The organism is Nonomuraea sp. NPDC050404, from assembly GCF_040655495.1.
Lineage (GTDB): Bacteria > Actinomycetota > Actinomycetes > Streptosporangiales > Streptosporangiaceae > Nonomuraea.
Map to the genome: position 1 here is coordinate 205403 of NZ_JBFAKB010000004.1, position 15156 is coordinate 220558.

The window sequence follows — 15156 nt, forward strand, 5'->3', positions numbered from 1 at the left end:
CATGACGACCCCCCACATCACGGCGGACGTCCGGCGCAAGGTCTCCTTGGCCTCGGCGATCGGCAACTTCGTCGAATGGTTCGACTCGGCTGCGTACGCGGTGATGTCCGCGACCATCGCCGCGCTGTTCTTCCCCGAGTACGACAAGTCCGCCGCGCTGCTCGCCACCTGGGCGATCTTCGCGGGCGGCTTCATCGCCAGACCGCTCGGCGCGGCCTTCTTCGGCCGGTACGGCGACCGCCTGGGCCGCAACAGGATGCTGGCCCTGACCATCCTGACGATGAGCGGCGCCACGTTCCTCATCGGCATCCTGCCGACCTACGCCTCGTGGGGCATGGCCGCGCCGATCCTGCTGTTCCTGCTGCGCTGCGCCCAGGGCTTCTCCACCGGCGGCGAGTACACGGGGGCCTCGGCGTTCATCGTCGAGTACGCCCCGGAGGGCCGCAGGGCCCGCTTCGCCGCCGCCGTGCCCGTGACCGTGGGCCTGGCCAGCGTGGCGGGCTCCGGCGTCGGCTTCCTGCTCACCTCGACGCTGAGCGCCGGGGCGCTGGAGAGCTGGGGCTGGCGGGTGCCGTTCCTGCTCGCCGCGCCGCTCGGGCTGATCGGCCTCTACCTGCGCTCCAAGGTCGAGGACACGCCCGTGTTCCGGTCGCTGGAGAAGCACGACGAGGTGGAGTCCGCGCCGCTGCGCGAGGCCGTGCGCCGCAACGGCAGGCAGATCGCCACGCTGTTCGGCTACAGCATCACCAACGCGATCGGGTACTACCTGATGAGCAGCTACATGATCGCGTACATGTCGGAGGAGCTGAGCTACACCAAGAGCGAGTCGCAGATCACGAACGTCGTCTCGATGCTCGCCTACAGCGTCGCCTGCCTGTTCGCGGCGCGGGCCAGCGACCGGTTCGGGCGGCGGCCGATGCTGATCGTGGCGTGCGCGGGGTTCGTGCTGCTGCCGCTGCCGGCGTTCTGGCTGATGGGCTCGGGGCTGGCCGGGGCGATGATCGGCACGTCGATGCTGGCCATGCTGGTCTCGGTGATCGGCACCTCGAACGTGCCCGCGCTGGTCGAGATGTTCCCGGCGAAGGTACGGGCCAGCGGCTCGGCCATCGGCTACACGGCCGCGTACGTGTTGTTCGGCGGCACGGCCCCGTTCGTCGCGACCGGCCTGGTGTCCGCGTCGGGCAGCGCGATCGCGCCCGCCTTCTACATGATCGTGATCGCGATCGTCTCCCTGATCGTGGTGCTGACCTCGTTCAAGGAGACGCGTAACCTGCGTCTGGACCGGGTCACGGACACACCGGAGCCGGCCGCGCGGGCTTGACAGCCGTCCGGGGGCGGTCAGTCGTCCTCTCCTGAGAGGATCAGTTTCCAAAGTTCGAGTACGGCGGTTCGGGCCAGGCCACGTCCGGTCTCCGTGACCGCGACCTTCCCAGGGTCGCGCCGGTCCGTGCGGCGGATCAGGTGTGACTGCCAGGCCAGTGCGGTCATCAGCGCGATCGCGTCAGGCTGACGGAAGGCTCGCTCGACCCCGGCCGTGGCCATCTCGATGGTGAGCTTCCGGCGCAGGCGGGCCGTCCAGCACTCCTGTCCGGACGGATCGCGTTCGCGGTCGATTTCCCATGCCGGGTAGGTGTTGCGCAACGCCGACAGTTGCCGGGCCGGCCAGTCCCGCAAGGAGGATGCCTGGGCCATGGCTCGTTGCGGGTTCTGGGCCGTGCCCTGCAGAAGCACGTACAGTTCGACGTCCGACAGCGCTCGATACCCGGCCATCTCAGGCACCCTCCCACCAGCGCCGAGTGCTGGGCGTCCGGATGGCTTCAGGTTTCGTCATGGGACAGGACCTCAATTCCTGATCAAGGCCCCGGATTTCCGGGTGTTGCCGCACCGGACCGGGGCCGCCTTTTATGGCTACGGAGCCAAAACCGCAGCCCACGGGATAACGTTGCTGGTGGCGGTGGTCACGGTCCAGAGATTTACTGTCCGCAAGTGTCCGCAGCCCGCTGGGGACTGGCGAACATGGCGGGAGCGTCGGATGGGTGGAGAAACGTTTGGCGAGAGACTTCGACGCCTACGTGGTGATATGTCCCTCCGTGAAGCAGCCCGTCGTGCCAACGTCGGGAAAAGCTATATCGCGGATCTGGAGAACGGGCGACGCAGGCCAAGCCGGACCATCGCGGCCGCACTCGACAAAGCACTCCGAGCAGGAGGTGAGCTGGTGGCTGTGATGCCGACTTCCCCCGCTCTCCTTCGCCCGGACTCGGGGAGGGCTGAAGAAATCAATGATGTACTCAGCCGCATGCGCAGGCGGAATCGCTCAGTTGACCCAGTAATCATTGACCATCTGAGAGATGAACTTGATGATGTCATGCTCCGGTACGAACAACTGGATCATTCATGCCTCGTTCCCTCTCTTCTCCGCCAGCGCCTATGGACGGACACTCTGATCGATGAATGCAGCAATCCGAGAGGGCGTGAGCGGCTGTTCGGCATCGCGAGTGGAACGTCGGGGATGCTCGGATACCTCGCCGTGGGGCGCGGCCAATTTCCGCTGGCGCGCGCGTACTGCGCCGAAGCGTTTCAGCTTGGCGATTTCGCGCAGGACGCGAACTTGCAGGCATGGGCGCGAGGTCTGCAGAGCTTCTGCGAATACTATGCCCGGAACTACAGCGAGGCGTTGCGTCTGGCGGTGGACGGCTTGGGCTATGCAAGTGCCGGGCCGCAGAGTGTGCGGCTCACTATTAACTGCGTGGCTCGGGCGTTGGGGAAACTCGGGGATGTAGAGGGTGTTCACCGTGCTGTCGATGAAGCTTATGAGCTCATGTCGCACAACGCGGCCCCAATGGGGCTTCCCTCCAGTATCTCGTTTGACTGCTATGGTTTGACGCAAGTGGCCAGCAATGCGGCGACAGCTTATGTGTCGCTCGGCATGCCGCAAAAAGTTCAACAATATGTAAGGCTGGCTCTGCCGACGATCAGTGAATCCAACTCGCCCTGGAGTCGTTCTCTCGTCATGATAGATCATGCCGTTTCGCTGGTTTCTTCGAAGGAAGCAGATCCTGGGCATATCAGTGACCTCGCCCTTGATGCGCTGAACATCTCGGCAGGGCGGCCGATCGTATCGATCCAGCAGCGCGCGATGGAACTCATGTGCAAAGCCACTCAACGATGGGGCGATTCGAGCCGATTCAGCGATATTCGCCATGCCGTGACTTCGCGGGAAGTGCAAAGATGAGTGGAACGGGTATCGACAAGCGTTTTCGCGCCCTCCGGCGTCTCACAAATCATTGGAGTCGTCCTGCGGCTCCACGCTCCTACTACTGGTATCTGACGTTCGAGATGTCGCCGCAATTACAGCGTCTCGTCAAGCGGTGCCAAGATGCAATCGCCTTTCCGTATTATGATTTGATCCCAGAGGGTGGCCTTCATCTCACGCTGGACAGAATCGCCTTGGAGGATGACATGACTTCGAGCGGACTCCAGGAGATCCAGGTCGTTGCGACGCGTGCTTGTGCGGAGATGGTGCCGTTCGAGATTGCCGTCGGTTCCTTGGGCGGAACCTCCGGCGCGGTCGGCTTCAGTGCTTCACCGGTCGAGGTGATCAGGCATCTCCGTGACACCCTTCGCAAGGCAACTCTTTCGGTGCACCCGAAAGCACCCGTCAAGGACGCTGAATTTCACCCGCACGTAACAATAGCCTATTGCAATTCCAGCGATGTTCCTGCCGCAGGCGTCATAGAGACGGTTGAGAAGCTGAACGCCCTCCCATCTGTGGGCCTTACAGTGCGGGAGTGTTCGCTTGTTCTGCTTGAGCGACAGCAGCGTGCCTACGCCTGGCAGGAGATCTTCCGAATACCGCTCGCCGGGTCTTGAAGTGCCCTGCTCGATCGCACGGGATGAAGGTGTCGCCGGTTCCGTGCACGAGCAGCTCGTTCAGCACGGTTCCCGCTCCGGCTTGACAGCCGTCCCGGGCTGGTCTTCTCTCGACCCATCGGGGTCGGGAGGGGAGCCCTGGCATGCCTGCCATCCACCGCTGCGTCCTTGCCCTGATGACGACGGGCGCGCTCATCACCGCCCCGATCGGTCCCGCGCCGGGCGGCCCCGGCGCGGCCTCGCACTTCGGGATGGCGCGCAAGGACTGCGTGGGCACCTCAGCCGGGCGCGCCTCCAAGGTCTGGTACACGGTCGCGGGCGGCGTCCTGTCCGACGTGTACGAGCCCACGATCGACAACACCAACGTCGAGACCCTGCAGTTCGTCGTGACCGACGGCAGGACGTTCACCGACCTGCAGGCCCGCGACACCACCTACCGCGTCACCACCGACCGCTCCGGCATGACCTGCACGATCACCTCGACCGGCAGGAACGACCGCTACCGCCTGACCACCACCTACGTCACCGACCCCGAGCGGAACGCCGTGGTCGTGCGCACCCGCCTCCAGCCCGCGGACCTGCGCCTGTACGCCCGCCTCGACGCGAGCGTGAACGGCAACGGCGGCGGTGGCGAGCCCAACGGCGGCGCGGACAGCGGCGCGGTGGACGGCTCCACGGGCGCTCCTGTCGTCTGGGACACCAACACTGAGACCTCCGCCCCCGCCCGCGACTACGCCGTGCCCACCCACCTGGCGCTGCGGGCCGAGCGGCGGCTTCCGCAGGCGAGCGTCGGGTACGCGGGCACCCCCAGCGACGGCATCACCCAACTCGACGCCGCCCGCGAGCTGACCCCCCACGCCGAGGCCCCGTCCGGCAACGTGGTCGCCACCGCCCGGCTGCCGATCGACGGCAGGGGAGAGGTCACCTTCGCGCTCGGCTTCGGCCGCGACAGGGCCGCCGCGCTGCGCACCGCAGGCGAGGCCGTGTCCCGCCCGTTCGAGAACACCAGGGCCAGGTACGAGGCCGGCTGGGCCGCCTACGACGCCGGGCTGCGCAGGCCGCCGAACGCGCTCGCCGACTTCTACCGGCTGTCGGCCAACGTGCTCAAGGCCAGCGAGGACAAGACCTTCCCCGGCGCGGTCGTGGCGTCGCTGGCCAGCCCGTGGGGGCAGGCGGTCGGCGCGGGCGAACTGCCCGGCGGCAAGCCGGTCTACTTCGGCTCCTACCGCGAGATCTTCTCCCGCGACCTGTACGAGGCGTTCACCGGCTTCCTGGCCGCCGGCGACGTGGCCACTGCCCGCGCCACGGTCCGTTTCCTGCTGGAACGCCAGCAACTGCCCGACGGGCGGCTACCGCGCAACTCCCTGCTGAACGGGAAACTCGCCCCCGACTCGGGCGGCGACCAGCTCGACGAGACCGCCTACCCACTGCTCATGGCCTACCAGGCGGGCCTGGCCGGCGACACGAGGTTGTGGCCGCGCGTGCGGGCGGCGGCCGACTTCCTGCTCTCGCGCGGGCCCGCGTTCGGCGTGGAACGCTGGGAGGAGCAGTCGGGCCACTCGCCGTCCACGATCGCCGCCGAGATCGCCGGGCTGGTGGCGGCGGGCGAGATCGCCGACAGGCAGGGAGACCGGGCGCGCGCCAGGCTCTACCGGTCCACCGCCGACCACTTCGCCCGCTCGATCAAGACGTGGACGGTCACCACGACCGGCCCGTACGCGCCCCGCTACTTCGTGCGCCTGTCACGTGGCGGCGACCCGGACGCGGCCGTCTCCTACAACCTCGGCAACGGCGGCCCCACCGAGGACCAGCGCCGGGTCGTGGACGCCGGCTTCCTGGAGCTGACCAGGCTCGGCATCCTGCCGCCCGACGACCCCGACGTGCTGGCCAGCCTCCCGGTCGTGGACCGCGTGCTCAGGCGTGACACGGCGAGCGGCCCCGGCTGGTACCGCTACGGCTCGGAAACGCCCGGCACCGAGGACGGCTACGGCGACTGCCACGAGCCCGACCCCACCGCCTGCGCGCCGTCGGGCAGGCCGTGGCCCACCGGCAACACCGGCTCGGGCCACGTGTGGCCGGTCCTGGCGGGCGAGCGGGCCGAGCAGGCGCTGCAGACCCGCGACCGGGGCACGGCCGCCGCGTTGTTGTCGGCCATGCGCGCCATGTCCTCGGGCACCGGGCTGGTCCCCGAGCAGGCGTGGGAGAACCCGGACCTGGCCGCCTCGCCGTACGGGAGCGACCCGGCCACCGCCTCGATTGGCTTCAGCGACGGCGGGCCCGCCGGTTCGGCGTCGCCGCTGACCTGGGCGCAGGCCCAGGCCGTCCGGCTCATTCTGAGCATGGGCGGCACCGAGCCGGTCGAGCAGCCCGGCGTTGTACGCCGCCGCTACGCCGACCCGCCCCGGGCCGCCCCGCTCACCCTCACCGCGCCGGCCGACGGCTCCCCGGTCGCCGGCGCGTCGGTGGCGGTCGCGGGCACCACCGCCCCGGGCGCGCGCGTGGACGTGGCCGCCACGCCGATCGACACCGGCGCGGCCACCCAGATCGTCTCGGTACGCGCCGGTTCCGACGGCGCGTTCACCGCCTCGGCGCCGGTCTCGTTCGGCGAGGTCGTGCTCACCGTGACGGCCACGGCCTCCGGCGGGCGCACCGGGTACGCGCGCCGCACGGTCATCGGCGACATAGCGGGCGCCACGACCGTCCTCGACGTCGCCGACCCCGAGGGCGACGACCACGGGCCGGGCACCTACGCCTACCCGACGGCCGCCGACTTCCAGCCAGGGGCCTTCGACCTGCGCAGGTTCCAGGTCATCACGGACGCGAGCACCGTCTACCTGCGCGCCGAGGTACGCGACCTCAGCCCCACCTTCGGCAACCAGATGGGCGCCCAGCTCCTCGACGTGTACGTGCGGAACCCGGCCGTGGCCACGACCTCGACCGAGGCGGCCTTCCCGCAGCGCAACCACCGGATCGCCGAGCAGGACGCCTGGACACAGCGGGTGGAGGCGCAGGGCTTCGCCGCGCCGGTCTGGGTGACGGCGGCGGGCGCGGCGCTCCCTGGGGCGGCCGTGCGCGCGTCGGGGACCACACGCACGATCACGATCGCGCTGCCCAGGGCGTCGTTCGGCACGCCGGGGCCGGGCTGGCGCTTCGCCGTGGTGCTCACCGGGCAGGACGGCTTCAGCGCCGACCAGGCCAGGCCGTTCGCCGCTACGCCGCAGCCGTACCAGTTCGGGGTGTGCGCGGCGGGCGGCACTGACCCGCTGTGCGCCGTGGACCCGGGCACCGTGCCCAAGACCATGGACGTGATCGTCCCGGCCGGCCAGTCGCAGCAGGACGTGCTGAACCCCCTCCTCGGCCCGGTCACGATCCCCGCCGTGCCGGTCCCGTGAGGGTCAGCCGAGCCGAGAAGGGCGTTCCAGAAGCGAGGATCAGCCGTCCCAGGAGCGGCGCAGCGCGTCGCGGACGCGGTCCCGCGCCGGTGGCGGCACGTCGCCGTTCCCGCTCGGGGGCAGTGCGGGCGGCGCGGGCCGTGCCGCGGGGACCAGCACCGCCGTCTCCTCCTCGCTCGCCGGCCGCTCCACCTCGCCATAGCCGCCCTCGTGCCCGCGCACGATCACCCCGGTCTCCACCCCGTGCGCCACGGTGTGCCGGTCGCGCGCCAGCAGCCCCAGGCAGATCCGCCGCGTGAGAACGAACCCCAGCACCGGCCCGGCCACGACCAGCACCCGGAAGATCCACGTCGTGGCGTACAACGAGATGTGGAACGTGGTGGCGATCAGGTCGTTGCCCCCGGCCGCCCACAACACCCCGTAGTACACGATCCCGGCCACCCCGAGCCCCGCCCGCACCGGCACGTCGCGCGGCCGGTCGAGCAGGTGGTGCACGGCCCGGTCCCTGGTCACCCAGCGTTCCAGGAACGGGTACACCGCCAGCGCCACGAACAGCAGGCCCGGTGCCCCCAGGGCGGGGATCAGCACGCTCATGGTCACGGTCTGGCCGAACACCGCGAACTCCCACGGCGGCATGATGCGCAGCGCGCCCTCCAGGAAGCCCATGTACCAGTCGGGCTGGGAGCCGGCGCTGACCGTGCTGGGCACGTACGGCCCGTACAACCAGATCGGGTTGATCTGGAACACCGTGGCCAGCAGCGCGACCACCCCGAGCACCCACAGGAAGAACACCGTCGTCTTGGCCAGGAACGTCGGGAAGAACGGCGCGCCGCGCACCACCCGGTCATTCAGCCCCTTGGCCCGGAACTGCGTGTGCGTCTGCCGCCAGGTCAGCACCACCGCGTGCAGCGGGATGAGCAGGAGCAGCAGACCGGGGATCAGCAGCACGTGCAGGCTGTAGAGGCGGGCGATGATGTCCTCGCCGGGGAACTCCCCGCCGAACAGGAACGCCGCCACGTACGTCCCGACCAGCGGCACCGACACCGTCACCCCGTGCAGGATCCGCAGCCCGGCCCCCGACAGCAGGTCGTCGGGCAGCGAGTAGCCGAACAGCCCGTTGAGCATCACCAGCCCGAACAGCGCCACGCCGATCAGCCAGTTCAGGTCGCGCGGCTTGCGGAAGGCCCCGGTGAAGAAGTTCCGCAGCGCGTGCGCCACGATGGCGGCCAGGAAGATCAGCGTGGCCCAGTGGTGCATCTGCCGCATCAGCAGGCCGCCGCGCACCTCGAAGCTGATGTCCAGGGAGGAGGCGTACGCCTCGCTCATCGTGACGCCGCGCAGCGGCACGTACGCCCCGTTGTAGACGACCTCCTGCATGCTGGGCTTGAAGAAGAACGTGAGGAAGACGCCCGTGATCAGGATGACCACGAACGCGTACAGGGCGATCTCGCCCAGCAGGAAGGTCCAGTGGTCGGGAAAGACCTTCCGCATCGCCTTCTTCAGGAACGCGGCCCCGCCGACCCGGTCGTCCAGCGCCCTGGCCAATGAGCTCGTCTTCATCGCCACCCCGCATACGGCTCGGTTGCATTCGCCTCACAACCAAGACGGGACACGGCGGGGGAATGTGACACTCACCGGCCGGCGAATTTCAGGCGAAGCGCTCCACGGTGACGGGGATGAGGCCCTGCTCGCGGATCGCCTGCCGGTGATGGTGCAGCAGCGCGCCGAGCGTGGTGGCCGGGCCGGAGCCGAGCCGCGCGGTCACGTCCACGCACCACGCGATGCCCTGCCCGATCCGGCGCAACTCCCAGGTGAAACCGTGGCCGCCGGAGCGGGCCGAGGCCGTGCCGACCACGCGCGGGTCCCCGGTCGGCTTGAGCCGCAGCGCCGTGCGCGCGTTGGCCAGCCCGTCCTCGCCGAGTTCCCCGGCGAACAGGATGCGGTAGCGGCGCGCCCTGGCGTCCCTGCCCAGGTTGAGCGGGGCCGTGGTGGGCAGTGACCGGCGCTCCTGGAACAGGGTGCGCAGGCCCGCCTCCTCCGGCAGTTCGCCGCCGCCGAGCAGCGCGAAGGCCTCGCCCGCCTCGTACCTGCTCACCGGCGTCACCCGGGAGCGCAGCGCGGTGTCGGCGCGGATGGCCCTGCTCATCTCGGCGGAGGCGGACCAGGCGCCGATCTCGGGTTGCCACTCCGCGCCGTCGATGCCGGAGGCCGTGAAGTCGTCGGCCAGAACGAACTCCTCCACCAGGAGCCCTTCGGGGGATCGATCGCCCGCCGCCGCGGAGATCAGGTAGTAGTCCACCGGCCCATGATTGTGCTCGGCGCGACACCAGATCAAGATCATCGCAACGCGCCGCGACGGGATGTCACTCCGTCGCGTCGCGTCTCACCGCGTCTCACCACGGATCGCGCGACGTCACCCATGTCATGACCGGGTACGTCTGGCGGGGATCCGGACGGTGGGCACCTCCATGGCGTTCAGCGGGGGATCCGGACGGCGGGCGTCTCCATGGCGTTCGGCGCGGGATCCGGACGGTGGGCGCCTCCATGGCGTTCGGCGCGGGATCCGGACGGTGGGCGCCTCCATGGCGTTCAGCGGGGGATCCAGACGGTGGGCACCTCCATGGCGTTCAGCGGCCGGCACACCAGTCGGAAGGCCTCCCTCGGCATCGGCCGCACCCGGAACCGGCCCGCCTCGTCGAGCGAGACCGTGGTGATGTGGCCGGACAGGGTCTTGACGTCAACGTCGCCGGGGCCGCAGCAGAACTCCGGAGCCGTCGAGATGAGCTGGCCGACCACCTCCTCCTCCGCGAACCCGAGCTCGATGATCGCCGTCGCGGAGGACAACGTCACCAGCCGCACCACAGCGGTGTCGCCCCTGCTCGCCGACACCTCCTCCGGCATGGCCTCGGCGGAGTCGTAGGTCATCGCGGCCAGTTCCTCATCCAGCGAGTGCAGGGCGAAAAGGGCCTTGCCCGTCGCCACGAACTCGGGCGGCACGGTATCCGGCTCGGCCAGAGCCCTCTTCAACGCGGCCAGGAGCGTTTCGTCGCTCTCACTCATCCACGGGCTCGACATGGGTTCTCACCTTCCCGTGGTTCTCAAGCCGACACCGGCCATATCCATTTCGACGAGCTTCTTGCGCAGCGCCGCCAGACTTCGGGCCCGCTGGGGACCGATGCTGCCGATCGGCCTGTCCAGGCGGCGGCTGATCTCCTCGTAGCTGACCGGTGGGTCCGCCATGAGGAGCAGAAGGAGTTGCCGATAGCGGTCGGGGAGCTGCGCGAACGCCTCGCGGAGCAGCGCGTTGTCCCGAGCGGCGGCGTTGCTTTCGAGCAGCTCGTCGAAGGCGTCGGCATGCTCGGGAGGTTCTCTTTTGATCCGCTCCTCCGTACGTTCCAGCCTGCGCCTCGACTTCGCGACGCGCAGGCATTCGTTCTTCGTCGTCCTTTCGAGCCAGCCGGGCAGCGCCGCCGGCTCGCGCAGCCGGGGCAGGTTCTCCAGCAGCCGCAACCAGACCGTCTGCCCGACGTCGTCTGAGTCGAGCCGGTCGAGCCCGAAGCGGCGGCAGACCGACCAGACCAGCGGCGCGTACCGATCGACGATGGCGTCCCAGGCCCGCTGATCCCCGTCACGGGCACGCACGACGAGAATGGTCACTGCCGATTCGTCACCCATGCGGCACTCCCTGGCGATCGGCTACGGGTTGAGCTTGCGAACACTGCCTTCGGCGACCAGTTTCCCCAGTGCCGTGAGCGCCCCACTGCGGCCCTTCAGACCGCTCGCCGCCATGGTACGGGCGATCATCCCGGTCAGCGTGGCCGTCGCGAACGATGCCCCGGACCACTTGGCGAACCCGTCGGGGAACGTGCGCGGCTCGGGATTCGGGATCGGGTTGCCCTTTTCGTCCTTGAGGTCGCGCAGCAGGTTACCGTGCGCGTCCCGGCGCTCGATGCTGACCCCGCCCCTGAGGTAGGTGCCGCGGACGTTGACGCCGGGCAGCGCGTACCGCAACCATGGCGGAGCCTGCGGAGCCTGGTTCGGCCCCGCCGGATAGATCTTCGGCGTGAAGGGCGCGAGCTCGCCGTCGTCGGTGAGGCTGCCCACGGAGATGACCTCCTGCATGGCGGCGGGCCAGGTGGGGGTGCCCCGGCTGAGGCCCGCGGGCAGGCCCGTCATCTTTTCCGGGTCGATGTTGCCGTGGTTGCCGCCCGCCGCGATGATCAGCGTGTCGGGGAACATCCGGACGATCGCGTCGAAGATGAGCGGCTTCCTGCCGTCGTCGGTGTGCATCTCACCGAGCGAGAGGTTGAGCAGGTCGGGCGCCGTCCACGCGAAGTCGGCCAGCTCCTTGGCCAGCACCCACGCGTTGACGGAGGCCGACGGGTCGAGGATCCGGCGCACGGTCACGCCGGCGCCGGGGGCCTCGCGCAGGATGAGTCCCGCGACCATGGTCGCGTGCCCCTCGGTGTGCTTGGGCGCCTCGCCGTCCGGCTGCAGGCGGTCCTTGGGCCGGACCGTGACGGTCTTGTCGGCGAAGTACGGGTGCTCGTCGTCGATCTGCGTGTCGAAGACGCCGACCGAGATGCCGCCGCCCTCGCCGGCCGTGCGCACGTCCCAGTCCGCGCCGCCGGCGGGGGTGGGGTCGCCGTCGCCGCCGCCGTCGATGTAGGGCTCGCCGCGGACCTGGGAGATGCGGTTCTTGCCCATCTCGGGGACGTAACCTTCGAGCAGTTCGCCGAAGTGGTGCCGCAGCAGGGACAGGATGCGGTCGATGGCGTTCGCCGAACCGTCGTGGCCCTGGTCCTTCAGGCCCGGGTAGTGCGCGAGCAGCTTCTCCGGCACCGCGTCGGGATCGTCGATCTCGACCAGGGAGAGCCCGAGCACCTCGCTCCTGTCCACGACCGACGCGTGGTCGTGCGCGGCAAGCCTGTTCAGCTCCTTGCACACGAACTCGTCGTGCGGCAGAGCCACTACGAGCTGTCCCGACTCGTAGATCTCTCGGGCGCCGAATGCTAGTGCCATGGTTAAGCCGTTCCTTCCGGGGGGACGGTCGGTCGCCGCCTTGCCCGAAGCAGAAAGCGCTCGCCCGCTCCTGATACACTCAGGGCAGAAAAAATTTGACACCCGAGAGCCTGACGCGCTTGTCTCAGGTGTGACTGTCAGCCCCGGCCAGCAACGAGCTCGTCAGGCGCTGCGCCTGGCGGACACCGACCCGGCGCGATCGGTGCGGATCGCGGAGGGCATCGCGCGTGACGCGCGGGCCGCGGGCGACCTGGCCTCGGCCGCGATCGCCCTGCGCGCGGTGGGCCTGGCCAAGCTCCACCTGGAGGATCCCGACGCCTCGCTGCGGCGGCTGCGCGAGGCGGTCAAGCTCGGCCACCGTTCCGGCTCCGAGGTCGTCGAGGCCGAGGCGCGCATGTCGCTCGCGTTCGTGCTGAACGTGCGCGGCAAGCCCGGGGCGGCGCTGCGGGAGATCGACAGCGCGCTGACCGCGCTGAACGGGGTGGAGTGGGCACGCGCGCACTCTCAGCGGGGCTCGATCCTCCTCCAGCTCGGCAGGCTGGAGGAGGCCCAGGAGGGCTATCAGACGGCCCTGCCGATCCTGCGGGGCGCAGAGGACCACCTCTGGGTGCAGCGCACGCTGCTCAACCGTGCCGTCGCACGCGGGCGGCGGCACCAGTTCGCCCGCGCCGAGGCCGACCTGGTCGAGGCGGGCAACATCTGCGTACAACACGACCTGGGGTTCAGGCTGGCCTTCGTGTTGCAGAACCACGGCTGGATCAAGGCCGTGCAGGGCGACGCGCTGCCCGCGCTGCGGCTGCTGGGAGAGGCCGAGCAGCGGCTGCGGGAGCAGAAGGCGCAGGTGGCGTGGCTGCTGATGGACCGTACGGAGCTGCTGCTGTCCCTGCGGCTCACGGCCGAGGCCAGGGAGAGCGCGCAGGCGGCCGTCACCGCGTTCGAGCAGGAGCGGCGCTGGATCGGCCGGCCGGAGGCACGCCTGCTGCTGGCCCAGGCGCTGACCCTAGACGGCGACCCCGACCAGGCGCTGCGGCAGGCCGGGCTCGCGGTCAGGGAGTTCACCCGGCAGCAGCGGCCCGGGTGGGCGGTGCTCGCCAGGTTCACGGCCTTCCAGGCGCGCATGCGCAGGGACGGGCTGACCACGCGTACCCGGCTGGGTCAGGTCGAGGAGCTGGCGCAGGAGCTGGGGGCGGCGGGCTGGCAGGCGGCCGCCGCCGAGGCCGGCATCGTGGCGGGCAAGCTGGCGCTGGCCCACGGCCGGTCCGAACGCGGCGAGCGGCGGCTGCTCGAAGTGAGCGGCAGGCGCCGTCGCGGCGCCGCCCAGCTGCGGGCGCTCGGCTGGCACGCGGAGGCGCTGCTGCGGCTCTCGGCAGGCAACCGGCGCGGCGCCGCGTCGGCGGCGCGGGCCGGGGTCAGGATCCTGGCCGAGCACGGCTCGACGCTGGGCGCCACGGACCTGCGCGCGCACGCCGCGGCCCACCGGGTCGAGCTCGCCGAGTTCGGGCTGCGCATCGCGCTGGAGGAGGGGCGGGCGCGGCAGGTGCTCGAATGGGCCGAGCAGGGGCGGGCGGGCCAGCTCATGTCCAGGCCGGTCCGGCCGTCATCCGACCCGGAGCTGGCCGCCATGCTGGCCGAGCTGCGGCAGGTGATGGTGGAGGTCAGGGACACCGAGGGCCGCGCCACCCCCGCGCGGCTGCTGCACCGGCAGGTCGTGCTGGAGCGGCGGATCCGCGACTACTGCCGTACGCATCCCGCGCGCACCGGCCCAGGCCGCTCGCCGGGGCTGGACGTCGCCGGGCTGGAGGCCGGGCTGGGCGAGACGGCGCTGGTGGAGTTCGTCTGCCTGGACGACTGCCTGCACGCGATCACGCTGGCGGCCGGACGGCTGCGGCTGACCCCGCTCGGCCCGGTAGCCGCGCTGCGCGACTCCATGGCCTTCCTGCCGTTCGTGCTCCAGCGGCTGGTCAGCCCGCGCACGCTGGAGCCCAGCCGCGCGGCGGCCCGCAGCCTGCTCACCGACATCACCACCCGGATGGACCGCACGCTGTTCGCCCCGCTCGCCGCGATACTCGGCGACCGGCCGCTCGTCCTGGTCCCGACCGGCCTGCTGCAGGCCGTGCCCTGGTCGCTGCTGCCCACCTGCGCGGGCCGCCCGGTGACCGTCTGCCCGTCGGCGGCCCTGTGGCAGTCCGGCCACGACTCTCCCAGACGCCCGGGGGACGGCCGGGTCGTCGTGGTCGCCGGTCCCGACAGGAGCGGCACCGACCTGCTCGGGGCGCACGAGGAGGCCAGGGACGTGGCCGCGCTGTACGGGGTGCCGCCGCTGCTGGGCGCGCGGGCGAGCGTGCGCGAGGTCATGTCGGAGCTGGACGGCGCGGCGCTGGCGCACCTGGCGGCGCACGGGCGCGTGCACTCCAGCAACCCGCTGTTCTCCTCGGTCCTGCTGTCCGACGGCCCGCTGACCGCCTACGACCTGGAGACGCTGCCCGGCGCGCCGGAGCTGGTCGTGCTGGCGGCCTGTGACGTCGGCAGGTCCGCCGTGCTGGCCGGCGACGAGATCCTCGGGCTGTGCGCGACCCTGCTCGCCCAGGGCACCCGCCAGATCATCGTCCCGGTCATCTCCATCCCCGACATCGAGACCGCGCCCGTCATGGTCGCCTTCCACCGCGCGCTCTCCTCGGGCCTGACCGCCGCGCAGGCCCTGGCAGAAGCCCAGACCTCGGTCTCCGGCAGCCCGGCCGCGCAGGTCTCGGCCATGTCCTTCGTCAGCCTGGGAGCCGACGGTGTGCTGAAAAGACCGCATGGGGTCAGTCAAATCGGGCAGGAGTCAGCCGGATCACCCGTAACGGTCTAATCTGAATGACTGCCTATATGT

The 15156-nt window shown here is 70.3% G+C and carries 11 protein-coding genes; 5 read left to right on the top strand and 6 right to left on the bottom strand.

The features are described from left to right. Nucleotide 1 precedes the first annotated feature (1 nt). A complete protein-coding gene (locus AB0I81_RS12530; protein ID WP_360654476.1) occupies nucleotides 2-1321 on the top strand; it encodes an MFS transporter in 1320 nt (439 codons plus the stop codon). Nucleotides 1322-1338: 17 nt separating this feature from the next. Here AB0I81_RS12530 and AB0I81_RS12535 read toward each other — a convergent pair whose 3' ends face one another. Beyond that, the gene (locus AB0I81_RS12535) at nucleotides 1339-1770 is read right to left on the bottom strand and encodes a hypothetical protein (RefSeq protein WP_360654479.1); all 432 of its coding nucleotides are present in this window, start codon (nucleotides 1768-1770) and stop codon (nucleotides 1339-1341) included. Nucleotides 1771-2032: 262 nt separating this feature from the next. Between AB0I81_RS12535 and AB0I81_RS12540 the strand changes: the two genes are divergently transcribed. The 3 genes from AB0I81_RS12540 (at nucleotide 2033) to AB0I81_RS12550 (ending at nucleotide 7262) form a co-directional block, all read left to right on the top strand. Then, on the top strand, nucleotides 2033-3232 hold the full coding sequence (locus tag AB0I81_RS12540; RefSeq protein WP_360654482.1) for a helix-turn-helix domain-containing protein: 1200 nt from the start codon (nucleotides 2033-2035) through the stop codon (nucleotides 3230-3232). Beyond that, nucleotides 3229-3870 (top strand): 2'-5' RNA ligase family protein, encoded by a 642-nt coding sequence (locus AB0I81_RS12545; RefSeq protein ID WP_360654485.1) that lies wholly within the window; start codon nucleotides 3229-3231, stop codon nucleotides 3868-3870. Before AB0I81_RS12540 ends, AB0I81_RS12545 begins: the two co-directional genes overlap by 4 nt. 143 nt (nucleotides 3871-4013) lie before the next feature. After that, nucleotides 4014-7262 (top strand): glucodextranase DOMON-like domain-containing protein, encoded by a 3249-nt coding sequence (locus tag AB0I81_RS12550; RefSeq protein ID WP_360654488.1) that lies wholly within the window; start codon nucleotides 4014-4016, stop codon nucleotides 7260-7262. Nucleotides 7263-7301: 39 nt separating this feature from the next. Here the strand turns inward: AB0I81_RS12550 and AB0I81_RS12555 are convergent, their stop codons facing one another. From AB0I81_RS12555 to AB0I81_RS12575, 5 genes are all read right to left on the bottom strand, one after another. Continuing rightward, complete coding sequence (locus AB0I81_RS12555) at nucleotides 7302-8822, bottom strand: cytochrome bc complex cytochrome b subunit (RefSeq protein WP_360654491.1); 1521 nt, start codon at nucleotides 8820-8822, stop codon at nucleotides 7302-7304. Between the two features lie 88 nt (nucleotides 8823-8910). Then, complete coding sequence (locus tag AB0I81_RS12560) at nucleotides 8911-9561, bottom strand: hypothetical protein (protein WP_360654494.1); 651 nt, start codon at nucleotides 9559-9561, stop codon at nucleotides 8911-8913. Nucleotides 9562-9851: 290 nt separating this feature from the next. Further along, complete coding sequence (locus tag AB0I81_RS12565) at nucleotides 9852-10337, bottom strand: hypothetical protein (RefSeq protein ID WP_360654497.1); 486 nt, start codon at nucleotides 10335-10337, stop codon at nucleotides 9852-9854. A gap of 6 nt (nucleotides 10338-10343) precedes the next feature. Continuing rightward, the gene (locus AB0I81_RS12570; protein ID WP_360654499.1) at nucleotides 10344-10937 is read right to left on the bottom strand and encodes a sigma-70 family RNA polymerase sigma factor; all 594 of its coding nucleotides are present in this window, start codon (nucleotides 10935-10937) and stop codon (nucleotides 10344-10346) included. Nucleotides 10938-10958: 21 nt separating this feature from the next. Further along, the gene (locus AB0I81_RS12575; protein ID WP_360654502.1) at nucleotides 10959-12284 is read right to left on the bottom strand and encodes a S8 family serine peptidase; all 1326 of its coding nucleotides are present in this window, start codon (nucleotides 12282-12284) and stop codon (nucleotides 10959-10961) included. Between the two features lie 130 nt (nucleotides 12285-12414). Between AB0I81_RS12575 and AB0I81_RS12580 the strand changes: the two genes are divergently transcribed. Further along, nucleotides 12415-15135, top strand: a complete 2721-nt coding sequence (locus AB0I81_RS12580) for a CHAT domain-containing protein (RefSeq protein WP_360654505.1) — start codon at nucleotides 12415-12417, stop codon at nucleotides 15133-15135. Nucleotides 15136-15156 lie beyond the last annotated feature (21 nt).

Excerpts from the sequence above, each read along its gene's own strand:
- AB0I81_RS12530 (WP_360654476.1), top strand. The coding sequence starts at position 2 with ATGACGACCCCCCACATCACGGCGGACGTCCGGCGCAAGGTCTCCTTG.
- AB0I81_RS12535 (WP_360654479.1), bottom strand. The coding sequence starts at position 1,770 with ATGGCCGGGTATCGAGCGCTGTCGGACGTCGAACTGTACGTGCTTCTG.
- AB0I81_RS12540 (WP_360654482.1), top strand. The coding sequence starts at position 2,033 with ATGGGTGGAGAAACGTTTGGCGAGAGACTTCGACGCCTACGTGGTGAT.
- AB0I81_RS12545 (WP_360654485.1), top strand. The coding sequence starts at position 3,229 with ATGAGTGGAACGGGTATCGACAAGCGTTTTCGCGCCCTCCGGCGTCTC.
- AB0I81_RS12550 (WP_360654488.1), top strand. The coding sequence starts at position 4,014 with ATGCCTGCCATCCACCGCTGCGTCCTTGCCCTGATGACGACGGGCGCG.
- AB0I81_RS12555 (WP_360654491.1), bottom strand. The coding sequence starts at position 8,822 with ATGAAGACGAGCTCATTGGCCAGGGCGCTGGACGACCGGGTCGGCGGG.
- AB0I81_RS12565 (WP_360654497.1), bottom strand. The coding sequence starts at position 10,337 with ATGTCGAGCCCGTGGATGAGTGAGAGCGACGAAACGCTCCTGGCCGCG.
- AB0I81_RS12570 (WP_360654499.1), bottom strand. The coding sequence starts at position 10,937 with ATGGGTGACGAATCGGCAGTGACCATTCTCGTCGTGCGTGCCCGTGAC.
- AB0I81_RS12575 (WP_360654502.1), bottom strand. The coding sequence starts at position 12,284 with ATGGCACTAGCATTCGGCGCCCGAGAGATCTACGAGTCGGGACAGCTC.